Here is a 15,089-nt window from a genome sequence, read left to right on the forward strand (position 1 = left end):
AAATAAAAATACAAGAAACGGGAGATAGAGATGGTACAACTACTAACAATTAGTTACGGCAATCAACTGCATAAATGTCATCTTAATCCGGAAAAGCGCGATTCAGTCACAATCGGTAATGAGTGGTCTGATACTGTTACATACGCGGACTTAGAAACGCGTGTAGTGGTGAAGTGGGATGGCGAAGTATGGAACATTGAGAATGAAGCCTTACGTGTAAATGAACATGTGACAATAGATATCACGAAAGAGAAACAAATGCACTTTTACTTGACGGAATCAGGAGAAGAGTATGTGTATGATACAGCGTCCAAATATAGTATTTCGTTTGGCGCAACAGATCGCGATGATGTGATGATTAAGAATATGAAAGCTAACTTGCTGTTTATCCGTGAAACATTAGGAGATCGTTTTAAGGTTGTTGTCAATGACGGCTATGTATATCACAACCTTTTCCGTATTACTGGTGAGGAAGTGCTTGAACCGGGCGATCAACTTTATTTTGACGGTATAACAATCAAAATTGGGAAAGAAGATATTCAAATATTAGCTTCATCTAATCGCGTTATATCAAAATTAACACGTTTAATGGAAGCTGATAATGATTTTGGAGAAGAATATCCGAATTATCATCGTTCCCCGCGTATTATTTATCGTGAGCCAGAGGAACAGATAACGATTGGAAAGCCATCTCACCTACCGTCAAAACCAAGTGAACAACTGGCGCAGATGATCGTACCGCCGATTGTGATGATTGTGTTGACCGTAGTAGTGGCACTCTTTCAGCCGCGTGGAATTTTTATTCTCGCATCACTAGGGATGACAGTGGTAACGGTAATTATTTCATTAACCACGTATATAAAGAATTTAAAGAAATACAAAATTGACATGAAAGAGCGGAACGAAAGTTATCAAAATTATTTGAAGCAGAAAACGCAAGAATTATATGCTGCAAGTGAAGAACAAAGGCACGCTCTGGATTATCACTATCCAAACATTGAACAAATTCGTGATATGGCAGTAAAAGTAGATTCTCAAGTCTATGAAAAAACAATGTTACACCATGACTTCTTAACATATCGCGTTGGATTAGGTCGTGTTGATTCTAGTTTTGAGATTAAGTTTAGCGAAGAAGAGTTTACGCAAAACAAAGATGAATTAGTAGAAGCCGCAAAAGAATTACGTTCGCAATATGTAGGCTTAAAGAATGTACCAGTTGTGACAGACTTAGTAAATGGTCCAGTAGGTTATATCGGACAACGAAAGTTAGTAATTGAACAGCTGCAAATGCTCGTTATGCAGACAGCTCTGTTTCATAGTTATTATGATCTACAATTCATTACAATTTTCCCGGAAGAAGAAAAAGCAAATTGGGATTGGATGCGTTGGTTACCGCATGCGAGTTTGCGAGATATTAATGTTCGCGGGTTCGTTTATCATGACCGAAGCCGAGATCAAGTATTGAACAGTTTGTATCAAATTTTGAAAGAACGTAAGTTAGCTGTGGAAGAGAAAGGCAACTCCAAAGAAAAAGTGTATTTTGCACCTCATTACGTTGTATTGATTACAGATGAAAAACTAATTTTAGATCATAGTGTAATGGAATTCTTTAATGAAGACCCAAGCGAACTTGGTGTATCTCTTATCTTTGTAGAAGATGTTATGCAAAGTTTACCAGAACATGTGAAAACAGTTATAGATATTCGCGATGCGAAAAACGGGAACATCATCTTAGAAAAAGGGGAACTAGTGAATCGCCACTTTACGCTCGATCACTTCCCAGGTGGCTTCAACAAAGAAGATATCTCTCGTGCATTAGCACCGCTGAATCACTTGCAAAACTTAAGAAACAGTATTCCAGAAAGTGTTACATTCCTTGAAATGTACGGTGTTGAAAAAGTTCACGAACTAAACATTAAGGGTCGCTGGGCGAAAAATGAAACATTTAAGAGCTTAGCTGTACCACTTGGCTTACGCGGTAAAGATGACATCGTAAACTTGAACTTACACGAAAAAGCGCACGGACCGCACGGATTAGTCGCAGGTACAACAGGATCTGGTAAATCGGAAATTATTCAATCGTACATTCTATCTCTTGCGGTGAACTTCCATCCATATGAAGTAGCATTCCTACTTATCGACTATAAGGGCGGAGGAATGGCGAATTTATTTAAGGATTTACCGCATTTATTAGGAACAATTACGAACTTAGACGGCGCCCAAAGTATGCGTGCCCTTGCATCGATTAAAGCAGAACTACAAAAACGTCAACGCTTATTTGGCGAACACGATGTAAACCATATTAACCAATATCAAAAGCTATACAAACAAGGAAAAGTGACAGAAGCAATGCCGCACTTATTCTTAATTTCGGATGAATTCGCGGAATTAAAAGCAGAGCAACCTGAATTTATGAAAGAATTAGTATCAACAGCACGTATCGGTCGTTCTCTAGGAATTCACTTAATCTTAGCGACGCAAAAACCGAGCGGGGTCGTAGATGACCAAATTTGGAGTAACTCTAAATTCAAATTAGCATTAAAAGTACAAAATGCATCTGACAGTAATGAAATCTTAAAAACACCAGACGCTGCAGAAATTACACTGCCAGGGCGGTCGTATTTACAAGTCGGAAATAACGAAATTTATGAACTGTTCCAAAGTGCATGGAGCGGGGCGGATTATATTGAAAACAAAGATGATCAAGAACAGCTAGATACCACTGTTTATGCAATCAATGAGCTTGGGCAGTATGAGATTTTGAGTGAGGACTTGAGTGGTTTTGGGAAACAAGAGAGCATCGCAAAAGTACCAACCGAATTGGATGCAGTTATTGATCATATTCATAAATACACAGAAGAAGAACAAATTGAAGCTTTACCAAGACCGTGGTTACCGCCTTTAGAAGAACGTATTTACTTGCCGGAACTGCAATTTACTGAGTTCCAACATGCATGGAAAGAACCAAAAGGTGATTTAGAACCAATGATTGGTATTGTCGATATTCCAGAAATGCAGGCACAAGAGCCATTGCAGCTTAACCTAACAAGAGAAGGACACTTAGCTGTTTTTGCGAGTCCAGGATACGGTAAATCGACGTTCTTACAAACTGTTGTAATGGGATTAGCACGGAAGCATAGCCCTGAACATTTAAATGTTTATTTATTAGACTTTGGTACAAATGGTTTGTTAGCACTAAAAGGATTACCACATGTTGCCGATACATTTATGGTGGATGATTTAGAAAAAATAAGTAAATTCATTAGACGTATATCTAAAGAAATTAAGGATCGGAAACAAAGACTAAGCAAATACGGCGTTGCTAATATAGTCATGTATGAAAAAGCAAGTGGTGAGACGGTGCCAAATATCCTAATTGCTCTGGATAATTACGAAACTGTACGTGAAGGGGGATTTGGTGATGAGTTTGAAAAGACGATTACACAAATTGCTCGTGAGGGTGCTAGCATCGGAATTCACTTATTGATTAGTGCTGGCCGCCAAGGCGCAATGCTTATGTCACTTTTATCGAATATTAAAATGCAAATTGCACTTTACAATATTGAACAAAATGAAGCTCGTAATATTGTTGGCCGTACAAGTTTAACAATTGAAGAGTTATCAGGCCGAGGACTTGTGAAACTTGAAAATCCTGCAGTTTTCCAAACAGCATTACCAACGATGGGACAGGATGCTTTAGCAAATGTTGAAGCGATTCAAGCAGAGGCTAAAGCAATGGATGACGCATGGAAAGGTGAAAGACCACTTCCAATTCCGATGGTACCAGAAGTGTTGCATTATAAAGAATTTATTGCTTGGCCGAAAACGAAGCAGCTTCTTGAAGGTAGACAAATCCCATTTGCAGTCGATATGGAAGATGTACAACCTGTCGCGTTTGACCTAGAAAAAGACCAAAACGTTGTTGTAGTAGGGGATCAATTAGAAGTAATCGAGAATTCTGTGGGAATGATTCTTCAGCTTCTGCAACGTAGTAATATGTATGACATCGTTTTATTTGATAACAGCACAATGGGGTTCAGCGGAAGCAAAGATGCTGTGGCCCAGTATGTTTCAAGCCGAGAAGAGATGGACGAAGTAACTGCCCAGCTAAGAAATGTATGGAAAAGACGAGAAGAAGCGTTTATTGAAATGCAAAAAGAAAGTAATGGTCAATTATCTATCCATAAATTTAAGAAACAGCTGCGTTCGATTGTAGTGGTAATAACAGATGTTCCATTTATTACGAACACGATGAGTGCAACAGTAGAAGACAGCTTAGGAGAACTTATTGAAAATGGTCACCGGATGGGTATTCACTTTATTATTTCTGGTCCAAACGGTCTATTAGGAAAATCATATGACAAAGTAAACCAAGCTGTGAAAAAACAAAAAACAGGTATCGTATTAACGAAAGTATCAGATCAAATGTTGTTTGACATTTCAAATCGACCTTATAAAGAAAAGAACTTACAACCTTACGAAGGCTACTTCGTACAACAGAATATGGCTGGGAAAATTAAGCTGGCTGCTTACCTAGCACCAGTAGAAGTTTTACGTTAAAAGGATGTGAAATAGCTTAATGAGTCTATTCGATTTTTTTAAAAATGAAGAAGAGAGAAAGCGGGATCATTATCAGAAGTTATCCGAAGAGTTACAAGAAAGAATTTCCGAATACTCCAATTGTATAGCTGAGGTTAATAGTGCGCTAAGCAGTTATAGAGGAAAGATGCCTCATGTATCAAGTAGCAGCATCCCAGTAAATGATTTTGAACCGAAGCGTGAGCAATTAGATGATAAGCTGATGAAGTATATTTCGGATGCAGAAGAGAAAAAGTCTAGTTTAACGACAGCTAGACAAGCGGCTTATGATCGGTACGTATATTACAGAGATAAGGCAAATGCAAAAGCAGCAGAAGGAAAGTGATAAAGATGGGAAAAGTTGAGATTATTGATAGCGACCTGCAGCAAGCCATTCAATATTCCAAAGTAATTCAAGAGGCGTTACATACATCCTATGATAAAAGTAATGATTTGAAAAGTTATGTGAAATCAGCAAAATGGAGCGGCAGCTCGCGAAAATCATTTGAAGCTTATTTAGATTTAATTACGCAATATCACAAAGATATGAATAAAGTTATAGAAAAGCATACGAAGGCCCTAGAAAACTTAAACAAGTACATGCAGAATTTTGAAGAGACAGCAGATGTGAGGAAAGTGAGGAGTTTATAACTCATGATAGATTCACAAATAATTAAGGATACCTTCAGTACAGAAGAATTATACTTACTAGCAAGTGCATTTGAAGCTAACGTCGTGTTCGGTCTAGATCCAAAAGAAGTACTGATCATGAAGGGTCAAGATGTAATGGAACAAGCAAAACAAAAATTAATCGAAAAAGAAATATTAACTATAGACGGGAAAATAACAGACGGTGGAGCCGTTGTTGTTCAAGCATTGCAGGCTTATTATAACAGCCGCAAATATGTACGACTAAATCAATTTATGTTTGCATTCTTGGAAGAGAATGCAAACGAATTGGTTGTGTTAGTTGAAGTTGTGCCTCACAGGCAATACCAATTACATGTTTTATCAAAAGTAATTGTACTAAACATGTTACTTGAACATTTCCCTATACTATTACGGGAACCGGAAGAAGAGGAATACAAAGAACTCACGCGCAAAGCGTCTGACCAGGAAAGAAAACAGCTAGAGGAACGTTCATTATCAGATACCGGTATCAATATAGAGCTGTTTCACCTAACAGAAGAACCACGATTACAGTCTAACCCGCGCTACTACCAACAATGGCTTTGCTTAGAATCTAATCAAAGAGTAGCGGCTATTGATCTAGTAAAAGAACAATATTTATATGTAAGTCAATTTTGGTTGTTGAAACTTCTGTTTGATGAATTGGAAATTCCTTATGCAAAGGAGGAAGCAGTACATGGCTAATGTTGCACCTGGTGATCAAAGCATTCAAATGAATGTGGATGAAATGACGACGATTTATAAGTATTTAGAAGAAATACTTGGCACATTTAGAAGCGAGATTCAGGCTAACAGTCATAACATCCAGCAACTTAAATATTATAAAGATGGAAAGGCAACACCAGTTGTAAAGGAATACGAGCATATCTTGAATAAAACGATGGAAATCGGAGATCATTATGAGCGCATCATGTCGCTAGTTGCCTATACGTTACAATCAATGATGGCAACAGATGAACAATTGGCACAAGAAATTATCAGGAAAATTGGGGGATAGGCCATGGATGTGAAGTATATCCCTGAGGACTGGGAGAAAACAAAAGAGGGAATAGGTGAATTAGTCGGTTCAGGTTGGTTGAGCAAAGGTGCTATTGAAAATCTAAAAAAACTAGATACTATAATAGAAAAAGCAACAGGTTCTATTATGAGGAACGATGAGGACAAGGTCGTCCACCTTCCGTATAAGAGTCAAAAAGGAAAATATCAGGAATTACAAAAAGATTACGAGGTGCTCCATAATTTTAGCGGCAAAGTAGGCGAGCTTATCGATACTGAAATCGACCAGCCGTTTTATGAAGATATGGATGCCTTCGCAGTAGCGATGCGAGATTTAACGATTGATAAATATGAAACTAGTAACACCATTGGTGCCAAAGAAACAATTATAACAGGCTCATATGGGCAAACAGCGGAGCACATAAAAGACAAGATCAAAGTAAGTGATATTTTCTCTTCCAATAACTTTTTTATGACCAGTTTAAAGGCAGAGTTTGACGCATATAAGAAAGAGAATCCGAAAGAAAATATGTCCTATGAGACCTATCAACAGAGAAGATTAAACAGCCGCGCATTTAACTATGAATCAATCGAAGATAAACAAGAACATAAGGAATTTTGGCGAGATGTGGGGATACTGGGCACGACGCTATTCTTAGCTGGTGCCACAGTGTTCTTTCCACCAGCTGGTGCAGCATTATTTGCCTTTACAGCGAGTGTTGGTGTAATGGAAGTCTCCAGTGCAGTAACGGGAAAAGATTGGTTGACAGGAAGGAAACTTGACACAAACGAACGCTGGTTACGAGGTGTGTTGGGATTCGTAGATGTAGCACCTATTGCAAAAGGATTGCATGCTTTTGGAAATGTCACAACAGGCTTAAAATCAGGTGTTAGTACGACAACGATTAAAGGTGCTTCCAAAGTCGGGTTAGAAGAAGGCGGATCTCGTTTGAAGCAAGCTGATAATCTTATTACAGAACGAGCGCAAAATGTGGACAGATTATCTGGAGAGAAATTCGACAATCTTTCTCTTAATATAGAGAAGAAAACACCTGTGGAAAATGCGCCAGTGTCTGAGAAGAAATCGGCGGAGTTTTTTGATGGGTTGAATTTGAAGGGTGGGCAGAAGCTTCCTACAGGGGAGGTTACTGGAGTTGATTGGCTAAAGCAACTCAATTTGCAAAATTCTAGAGAAACAATGATAACTGACTTAAGTAACCTTAGAAAAGATTTATTAAAAAGGAAAGATGTAAAGAATATGAGCAAAATTTGTGTTATTATGGATACGGAAAATCCATCTTTGAAAGGCATCGCAGGTAGTGGAAATTGGCAGTATAATCCAACTGTAATTGATCATAGAGGGATTGATCCTAGAGAATTTTGTAAAATACCCGAAGATTACACTAAGTATTATAGAAGTCTATTATCGGAAGAGTATATAGATAGTTTACCTGATAGCTTTTTTATTGGAAAAAATAAAGAGTTTATAAGAGAAGATATGGCTAAATTAAGAGCCAGTATTGATAGGGTTAAGGATGAGGCAACAGAACTTAACCGATATGACGAACCGAGTTTTGAATATGATTGGAATGTTGATAATTGTGCAGAAATTTGGAGCGCAAGAGATGCGATATTAAAAGGCGCAAGATATGATAATTTTATCGTTAGAACGGAAAACTTGCAAGGTGGTTTTGCTGAACCTTGTGATAATTGTAGTAGAACGTTTTTGGATTTCTATAACATTGATTACTAGGAGGAATGAAAATGGAAATATCAAATAAGACAATAGAAGAATTAAAAAAAGCGGGATGGTATGAGGGGAGAAAAATAGACATATCAGAAACTGTAAAGTTTCTTGAAGAAAGAGGATTTGAGGTTTTTGAAAGTGCAAAAAAATTTATGGAGGAGTTTGGAGAATTACGAATCAATGTTGAAAAGATTCGTTCAGATGGGTCTAAGAAAATATCTAAACATACCACTTGCATTAAGGAAATAATAGGTGTGTTAAATAGTTCGTTTTTTGGTTTAGAGGATTATATTGATGAAAAAGTTATTCCTATAGGTTCACTCTATAACTTTGAGATAAATTTATACATATCAGAATCAGGAAGAATGTTTAAATCAATAGGATGGGTAGGAGATAATGTTTTGGAGGCACTTGAAAATGTTATTCTTGAAAAAGAAACAGTGATTTGGAGTAAATTTAAAGGGTAATAATATTTTTTTATGCAAAATTATGCCCTAACCTACTGCATAACTGTAATTAAACAGTGAGTAGGGGAAAGGGAGCAGAGTGGTAGATAAAATTAAAAAGTAATTTAAAGTTGATGAAACTAAAAAATAGTTTTAAAATACTCTGCCATTTAATCACCTTTTGCTCCAAATGAAAGATGTAATGAAAAGAAAAAATAAATTTATATTATAACTAAGAATAGGACCAATGTTTCTAATGAAAGAAGCGTTGGTTCTATTTTTATACAAAGAAATTGAAAGGAGTAATAACAATCTATTAAATAATTGAAGATTTTAAGATAAGTCTAATTGAGGATGATAAGTGCCCTAAAACAATTGAAAGCTATGTTGGTGACGCTAAAGCTTCCGTAGAATTTTTAGCGACTAAAGGAATTGATTTCAATAATAATCTATAAAGCTTCTACGTAATTATTCAATAATTATGCAGAAGTTTGGAGCGTAAGAGATGCAATATTAAAAGGCGCAAGATATGATAATTTTATCGTTAGAACAGAAAACTTGCGAGGTGGTTTTGCTGAACCTTGTAGAAATTGTAGTAGAACGTTTTTGGATTTCTATAATATTGATTACTAGGAGGAATGAAAATGGAAATATCAAATAAGACAATAGAAGAATTAAAAAAAGCGGGATGGTATGAGGGTAGAAAAATAGACATATCAGAAAATGTAAAGTTTCTTGAAGAAAGAGAATTTGAAGTTTTTGAAAGTGCAAAAAAGTTTATGGAGGAGTTTGGGGAACTACGAATCAATGTTGAAAAGATTCGACCAAATGGATCTAAGAAAATATCTGAACATACCACTTGCATTAAGGAGGTGATAGGTGTGTTAAATAGTTCGTTTTTTGGTTTAGAGGATTATATTGATGAGAAAGTTATTCCTGTAGGTTCACTAAATGATTTCGGGCTAAATTTATATATATCAGAATCAGGAAGATTATTTAAATCAATAGGATGGGTAGGAGATGATATTATGGAGGCATTTGATAATATTATTCTTGCAAAAGGAACAGTGATTTGGGATAAATTTGAAGGATAATAATATTTTTCAATGCAAAATTCTGTCCTAACCTACTGCGTAACTGTAATTAAGCAGTGAGTAGGGGAAAGGGAGCAGAGTGGTAGGTAAAATTAAAAAGGAGTTTTAAGTTGATGAAACTAAAAAATAGTTTTAAAATACCTTGTCACTTAATCATCTTTTGCTCTAAATGAAAGATGTAATGAAAAGATAAATTTATATTATAACTAAGAATAGAACCAATGTTTCTAATGGAGGAAGCGTTGGTTCTACTTTTATACAAAGAAATTGAAAGGAGTAATAACAATGTATTTGGATGTAGCAAGAAAAATAGATACGATATACACAAACATAAAAAATAACTGCAGAAAATCTAGATTCAAAGCTACGACCACTAGCAGCTTGGGGCGTATCTGTAGAGAATAACTAGTGGCTTGAGGAGAAAACGATGCAGTTTTTTGAGAACTAGAATTTGAAGAGTGGACAGAACGTACCTATAAAGGGGGTGGAGAAAGCTCCGAAATGATATAGGGATCCTTCTGTTGAGGTAAAATTAAAGATTGATACAGTGACAGAAAAAAAGGCAGAGTGAATAGAAGGAAAGTGTCGCTCAATTTAATAATCTTAAATGGAGTGAATGATATGAATGATGTAATGAAACAGGCAATAACTCGTATTTCCCAGATTACATGGGAAGCTTCTGAAGTGAAAAAGAAATCTAGTGAACTTTTAATCGCTGAGTATTTGAGAAGGGGCTCGTTGTTTTTAGAAGTTTATCCATTTGAATGTGGACCATTTTTTAGCCCCGCAAAAGTGTTAGATATTAATCTGGATTTCGAGGATGTTATTACAAGTATTTTTACTGAGCCAGGTAAACCAAATTTATTATGTAAAACAATTTGTCTGCGTTACTTAGAATGGGTTGCCCTAGTTGAGAATGGAAAGATACTTAACGGTGATTTTCAAGACGTTTATGAGCCATTAATAAAGTACTTTGAAAGGGGAGGCACTCTTAGAATTGATAAGGGTATCTATTTAGACTATGGATTTGGAGCATTTCCTATAGACAATTGGTGGGAACGATATGTAAAGTTACAAGCTGCTGATATTTCAGATGAAAATTTAGACAATATTGATATTGAGAATAATTGAACTGACTATAATTTACGTTTACAGCCTTGGTGATAAGATTGTAAAATACAACCAACAAACCAAACGTTCAACAATTTGCTAATTACTTGATAAATTTTCAAAGGCTTATTCTAACTTGAACGATAAGAAGGAATGAACTTTTTTACATGTAATCAAACTGCGATCTAGATACAACCTAAAATACGGAAAATATGGACTAACATTGGATGATGATTTCTTTGTTAGTCTTTTTTAATACTTAAAAGCAATAAAGAGAGGAATAAATATAATAATAGTAGAGCAATTCAACACATACATAATTGAAGATGGGAATGGTTCTTTTTCTATATGAGTGATTTTTTTTAGTGCTCTGGTATTTGTTTTAGGTTTATTGTCTTTAGAAGCCATTGATAATGATAATTTAAAGATTGTAAAAAGGTCTATGCTACACTTGTCCTTGAATTTGGATAATTTTGTAGTATATGTATCGAAGGATTGATAAATTACTTCCTAAAAAATATTATTTGTTTGGTGGTAGTTTGAAAAAGGCGTAGGATTTGCTGACAGAACGGATGTAAAATGTGGAAAGATTGTTAGAGGAGAAACCCCAAAACCTTTTGCTGAATATCGATATTTAGATGGATACTTAATTTGTGGTAAAGCATCAAATGGAATGAAGTTTATGGGGGATTTTAGGAATGGGAAACTCACAAATTTTTACCAAGTAACAAGTTTTGATTAAGGTATGTAGTTAGGAGAATGTTTATGAGCGAGAAAAAGATTATGGATGATGAATGGAATAAGAATTTTATTAGAGGGATTTTTATTAATAAATCAAGAATAATAAAATGTATAAATGTAATTTTAACAAAAGAAGAAGTTATTTTTGATGATGTTTGTATGATAGCTACTTACAGTACCTATGACGACGGTGATTCTGAAAGATGTGAGATGGATGAAGTTGTATTAAGTATGGAATTTCCCGGTTATCCAGAAGAGATATCATGTTTAAAATATAAAGAGTTTTTTTTATTAATAGAGTATGGTTTAGAAGAGAAGATTTCTAGAATTAAGGAGTCAGAAAAAGAAGAAATCTTAAAAGAACTTGAAAAAGCAAGGAATTTAATTGGATGGTTTTTAGTTTAAATTACAATATTAAAGTTGTTATTATATATAAATTAAATTAAGGATTGTTAAAAATGATGAATTATTATGAATTAAAATACTTGGTTACAGAAACATTTTATGAAAATATTTTAGAAGAAAAATATACTGCTGGGCAATCAGCTGGAAGATGTTTTATTGAGTTTTATAGTGAGTTAAAGTTAAATAATATTGAATCTTTAATAGTATCCAGTACAGTGCTTGCAAGAGTAGCAAAGCATGAAAAAAGTGTGTTAAATTCATTGGAAAAAGAGATACAGCAAATGAATAATTTATTTATTCAAAATGATATTTTACATAATATAAATGAGGACGAAGTTGAAGCATTAAAAGAGGATGTAGATTATGTAAATTCAAAGCTTAATAAATAAAATGGATTCAAAATATTGAAGTTATCAGTAATAATAGCTAAATTATATTGACTCAAATGCAGAATATTTTGTAGCAGGTATTCTTATTGACTCCATTCAGGGTGGTGAAGAATATACATGATAAAGTTTATGAAACAAATTACAATTGAAGCAAGAACAACAATTTATTTGATAATAGCAGAAAAGATGTTTCAAAAAATAAATAAAAATGATGAAAAATACACGTATGGTAGAGAAGCACTAGATAAGTGTTGGCAATGGATTGAGTGTAAAGGTATATTAGCAGATGATTTATATGAATTAATTGATAGCAGGGATTGTTATGATATAACTGAATTTGCAGAAGACGAAAATGATATGAATAGAGCTGAAATTTGGTATGCTCTTGTAGGTGCTGTTTCCTATACTATTTGGCAAGCATATAAAAATGAAAATTCAAAGTATGTACCTCAAGCAATTGAGATAATTAAGGATGAATTAATTGAAGGCTTAATTAAAAATGCAACTGATACTAGTTTCTTTCATGTTGAATCTATCGAAACGTTAAGAAACTATTTATTAGAAAATTATCTTGTTGATAGTGCTTTGGAAAGTGGGGCCATTACTAAAGAAGAGATAATGAAAATGGTAGATAATAATTAATTAGTTGGTACTGGATTGAAAATGAAATTGATCTATTAGAGGAAATATAGAAGCAAGAAGTTAAAGAATTTATGAAGTCTAAGGAATAAGAAGAGTGATTTTATGAAATTATCGGGTATTATAATGGAAAGATTAACAAATGCGGGATGGTATGAAGGTAGGAAGATTGATATACAAGATATAAAAGATTTATTTAAGGAAAGAGGAATTGATTTATTTGAAACGGCAGGAAAATTTCTAACTGAATTTGCAATGCTAGAAATTACTTTTCAATACCCTAATCCAGCATTTGATATGGAAGAATACATTCACTTTAATCCTAAATGGTCCGTTGGAGATTGTTTAGATGTTAAATATTTTCAAGATTTAGCAGAAGAACATAATGATGAAATTAGAGAAAAAGTAATTCCAGTTGGAGAAACAGATAGAGGCAATTTAATTTTATTAATTACACCGAGCGAAAAATACTATGGATATACTGATGGATGTTTAGTTAAATTTGGTGATAATACAGAAGAGATGCTTGAGTGTTTATGCCTTCCTAAGGTACCTAAAATATTTTAATAATAATATATAATAGGAGTTATTAATTAAAACTTGCTGCACAAACATAAATAAACTAATGTTCTAGGGAATATATAAATTGAAAAATGGTAGGATCATTACAAATTAGTTTTATTGAGGATAGAGGATATATGGGACAAGATTTTTTAGTGCAATACGAATATGAGTTTCCTAACGAATATACTGATGAACTAGTAGAGCAGATAGGTGGAATAATGGTAATTCCCGTTGATTTAACAAGAGAAAATAAGATGGAGCACATACAAGATTATGAATCTGAAACAGAGATTATTCGTTTAATAAAGAGTCTTAAAGAACCAAAAAGTTTTATTTTGATTAAATTTAATAAAAAAGATTGGTACTACGCAATTGTGATAAGGTGCCGAGAAAGCATACACCAAGAAGTTAAACAAGTTTTGCTTGACGTGAATGAGCAAATTATAGAAGAGTATGGTGATACACCTTATAAAAAAATCAAAAATGTTATATCTAATAAGGATACATTACTAGATAAGTTTCTGGAAAGATACAATTTTCCTATTAATTAAAGAATGCATCAGTCGAGTCTTTAAAGAATTTTGTTTAAACTGATCTAATAAATATCTTCTAAAGATATAAAAGGTTCACATCGTGAAAGCGGGATTATACAATACAACCAACAACCAAAACGTTAGAAAACTGATAAACATACTTAATGAAATTTCAAAGGCTCGTTCCAACTTGAAGAGGAGAAGGGATGAGCTTTTTGTATGTCAAAAATTAAAAGAAGAAAGGAAAATGTCCAGACAAGTATAGGAAAATAAATTAAATGGAAAAGGTAGACATAGAGTATGAGAGGTTAAAGAGAAACATGATTAAATATTGCTAATATCTTCATTTCCAACAATGTGTTTACAACCACTATCATAATTTTATGATTAACGGAAAACTTGCCAGGTGGTTTTGCTGAAATTCATACTAATTGTAGTAGAACGTTTTTGGATTTCTATAACATCGATTACTAGGAGGAATGAAAATGGAAATATCAAATAAGACAATAGGAGAATTAAAAAAAGCGGGATGGTACGAGGGGAGAAAAATAGACATATCAGAAAATGTAAAGTTTCTTGAAGAGAGAGGATTTGAGGTTTTTGAAAGTGCAAAAAAATTTATGGAGGAGTTTGGAGAATTACAAATCAATGTTGAAAAGATTTGGTCAGATGGGTCTAAGCAAATACCTGAACATAGCACTTGCATTAAGGAAGTGATAGGTGTGTTAAATAGTTCGTTTTTTGATTTAGAGGATTATATTGATGAAAAAGTTATGCCTGTAGGTTCATTATGTGATTTCGGATTAAATTTATACATATCAGAATCAGGAAGAATATTTGAATCAACAGGTTGGGCGGGAGATAATGCTTTAGAGGCATTTGATAATATTATTCTTGAAAAAGGAACAATGATTTGGGGGGAATTTAAAGGGTAATAATATTTTTTAATGCGAAATTATGTCTTAACCTACTGCATAACTATAATCAAGCAGTGAGTAGGAGGGGGAAGTGAAATCCTTTCACTAAATATTGAGAAGAAAACACCTGTAAAAAATTCACCTGTGTTTGAGAAAAAACCAGCGCAGTTTTTTTAGGGGCTGATTTAATACAAATTAGTGATGATAGAATGCTACATGGATTAATTAAGGATTCTAATT

At 34.1% G+C, this 15,089-nt stretch carries 15 protein-coding genes; all 15 read left to right on the forward strand.

Translation table 11 applies throughout. The features are described 5' to 3' along the window. Positions 1-30: 30 nt before the first annotated feature. The 15 genes from essC to ACIGHG_RS14320 all read left to right on the forward strand — a co-directional run bounded on the left by essC (position 31) and on the right by ACIGHG_RS14320 (position 14,867). Positions 31-4,560, forward strand: a complete 4,530-nt coding sequence (gene essC, locus ACIGHG_RS14250; protein WP_396548999.1) for a type VII secretion protein EssC — start codon at positions 31-33, stop codon at positions 4,558-4,560. Positions 4,561-4,579: 19 nt separating this feature from the next. Beyond that, positions 4,580-4,924: a chorismate synthase gene (locus tag ACIGHG_RS14255; RefSeq protein WP_396549001.1), complete on the forward strand. Its 345-nt coding sequence runs from the start codon at positions 4,580-4,582 to the stop codon at positions 4,922-4,924. Between the two features lie 5 nt (positions 4,925-4,929). After that, the gene (locus ACIGHG_RS14260) at positions 4,930-5,229 is read left to right on the forward strand and encodes a WXG100 family type VII secretion target (RefSeq protein ID WP_396549003.1); all 300 of its coding nucleotides are present in this window, start codon (positions 4,930-4,932) and stop codon (positions 5,227-5,229) included. A 3-nt stretch (positions 5,230-5,232) separates the two neighbouring features. Then, a complete protein-coding gene (locus ACIGHG_RS14265) occupies positions 5,233-5,952 on the forward strand; it encodes a DUF5081 family protein (RefSeq protein WP_396549005.1) in 720 nt (239 codons plus the stop codon). Then, positions 5,945-6,265: a hypothetical protein gene (locus ACIGHG_RS14270; RefSeq protein WP_396549006.1), complete on the forward strand. Its 321-nt coding sequence runs from the start codon at positions 5,945-5,947 to the stop codon at positions 6,263-6,265. Before ACIGHG_RS14265 ends, ACIGHG_RS14270 begins: the two co-directional genes overlap by 8 nt. 3 nt (positions 6,266-6,268) lie before the next feature. After that, positions 6,269-8,017: a pre-toxin TG domain-containing protein gene (locus tag ACIGHG_RS14275; RefSeq protein WP_396549008.1), complete on the forward strand. Its 1,749-nt coding sequence runs from the start codon at positions 6,269-6,271 to the stop codon at positions 8,015-8,017. Between the two features lie 11 nt (positions 8,018-8,028). Then, positions 8,029-8,478: an SUKH-3 domain-containing protein gene (locus ACIGHG_RS14280; protein WP_396549010.1), complete on the forward strand. Its 450-nt coding sequence runs from the start codon at positions 8,029-8,031 to the stop codon at positions 8,476-8,478. Positions 8,479-9,101: 623 nt separating this feature from the next. Beyond that, positions 9,102-9,551 carry an SUKH-3 domain-containing protein gene (locus ACIGHG_RS14285; RefSeq protein WP_396549011.1) on the forward strand — a complete coding sequence of 150 codons (450 nt, stop codon included), beginning with the start codon at positions 9,102-9,104 and terminating at the stop codon, positions 9,549-9,551. 621 nt (positions 9,552-10,172) lie between these two features. Next, entirely contained in the window at positions 10,173-10,682 is a 510-nt protein-coding gene (locus tag ACIGHG_RS14290) for a hypothetical protein (RefSeq protein WP_396549012.1), read from the forward strand. Between the two features lie 744 nt (positions 10,683-11,426). Next, positions 11,427-11,807: a hypothetical protein gene (locus ACIGHG_RS14295; RefSeq protein ID WP_396549014.1), complete on the forward strand. Its 381-nt coding sequence runs from the start codon at positions 11,427-11,429 to the stop codon at positions 11,805-11,807. Between the two features lie 53 nt (positions 11,808-11,860). Continuing rightward, positions 11,861-12,196 carry a hypothetical protein gene (locus ACIGHG_RS14300; protein WP_396549015.1) on the forward strand — a complete coding sequence of 112 codons (336 nt, stop codon included), beginning with the start codon at positions 11,861-11,863 and terminating at the stop codon, positions 12,194-12,196. Positions 12,197-12,325: 129 nt separating this feature from the next. Next, positions 12,326-12,838 carry an Imm6 family immunity protein gene (locus ACIGHG_RS14305; protein WP_396549017.1) on the forward strand — a complete coding sequence of 171 codons (513 nt, stop codon included), beginning with the start codon at positions 12,326-12,328 and terminating at the stop codon, positions 12,836-12,838. A 123-nt stretch (positions 12,839-12,961) separates the two neighbouring features. Continuing rightward, positions 12,962-13,402 (forward strand): SUKH-3 domain-containing protein, encoded by a 441-nt coding sequence (locus tag ACIGHG_RS14310; protein ID WP_396549019.1) that lies wholly within the window; start codon positions 12,962-12,964, stop codon positions 13,400-13,402. Positions 13,403-13,488: 86 nt separating this feature from the next. Next, positions 13,489-13,950 carry a hypothetical protein gene (locus ACIGHG_RS14315; protein WP_396549021.1) on the forward strand — a complete coding sequence of 154 codons (462 nt, stop codon included), beginning with the start codon at positions 13,489-13,491 and terminating at the stop codon, positions 13,948-13,950. Positions 13,951-14,417: 467 nt separating this feature from the next. After that, positions 14,418-14,867, forward strand: a complete 450-nt coding sequence (locus tag ACIGHG_RS14320; RefSeq protein ID WP_396549023.1) for an SUKH-3 domain-containing protein — start codon at positions 14,418-14,420, stop codon at positions 14,865-14,867. Positions 14,868-15,089 lie beyond the last annotated feature (222 nt).

It is taken from the genome of Bacillus sp. NPDC077411, from assembly GCF_044543425.1.
Taxonomy (GTDB): domain Bacteria; phylum Bacillota; class Bacilli; order Bacillales; family Bacillaceae_G; genus Bacillus_A; species Bacillus_A bruguierae.

What these genes read in the sequence shown, in the direction of transcription:
- essC (WP_396548999.1), top strand. Translation starts at nt 31, where the DNA reads ATGGTACAACTACTAACAATTAGTTACGGCAATCAACTGCATAAATGT.
- ACIGHG_RS14255 (WP_396549001.1), top strand. Translation starts at nt 4,580, where the DNA reads ATGAGTCTATTCGATTTTTTTAAAAATGAAGAAGAGAGAAAGCGGGAT.
- ACIGHG_RS14260 (WP_396549003.1), top strand. Translation starts at nt 4,930, where the DNA reads ATGGGAAAAGTTGAGATTATTGATAGCGACCTGCAGCAAGCCATTCAA.
- ACIGHG_RS14265 (WP_396549005.1), top strand. Translation starts at nt 5,233, where the DNA reads ATGATAGATTCACAAATAATTAAGGATACCTTCAGTACAGAAGAATTA.
- ACIGHG_RS14270 (WP_396549006.1), top strand. Translation starts at nt 5,945, where the DNA reads ATGGCTAATGTTGCACCTGGTGATCAAAGCATTCAAATGAATGTGGAT.
- ACIGHG_RS14275 (WP_396549008.1), top strand. Translation starts at nt 6,269, where the DNA reads ATGGATGTGAAGTATATCCCTGAGGACTGGGAGAAAACAAAAGAGGGA.
- ACIGHG_RS14280 (WP_396549010.1), top strand. Translation starts at nt 8,029, where the DNA reads ATGGAAATATCAAATAAGACAATAGAAGAATTAAAAAAAGCGGGATGG.
- ACIGHG_RS14285 (WP_396549011.1), top strand. Translation starts at nt 9,102, where the DNA reads ATGGAAATATCAAATAAGACAATAGAAGAATTAAAAAAAGCGGGATGG.
- ACIGHG_RS14290 (WP_396549012.1), top strand. Translation starts at nt 10,173, where the DNA reads ATGAATGATGTAATGAAACAGGCAATAACTCGTATTTCCCAGATTACA.
- ACIGHG_RS14295 (WP_396549014.1), top strand. Translation starts at nt 11,427, where the DNA reads ATGAGCGAGAAAAAGATTATGGATGATGAATGGAATAAGAATTTTATT.
- ACIGHG_RS14300 (WP_396549015.1), top strand. Translation starts at nt 11,861, where the DNA reads ATGATGAATTATTATGAATTAAAATACTTGGTTACAGAAACATTTTAT.
- ACIGHG_RS14305 (WP_396549017.1), top strand. Translation starts at nt 12,326, where the DNA reads ATGAAACAAATTACAATTGAAGCAAGAACAACAATTTATTTGATAATA.
- ACIGHG_RS14310 (WP_396549019.1), top strand. Translation starts at nt 12,962, where the DNA reads ATGGAAAGATTAACAAATGCGGGATGGTATGAAGGTAGGAAGATTGAT.
- ACIGHG_RS14315 (WP_396549021.1), top strand. Translation starts at nt 13,489, where the DNA reads ATGGTAGGATCATTACAAATTAGTTTTATTGAGGATAGAGGATATATG.
- ACIGHG_RS14320 (WP_396549023.1), top strand. Translation starts at nt 14,418, where the DNA reads ATGGAAATATCAAATAAGACAATAGGAGAATTAAAAAAAGCGGGATGG.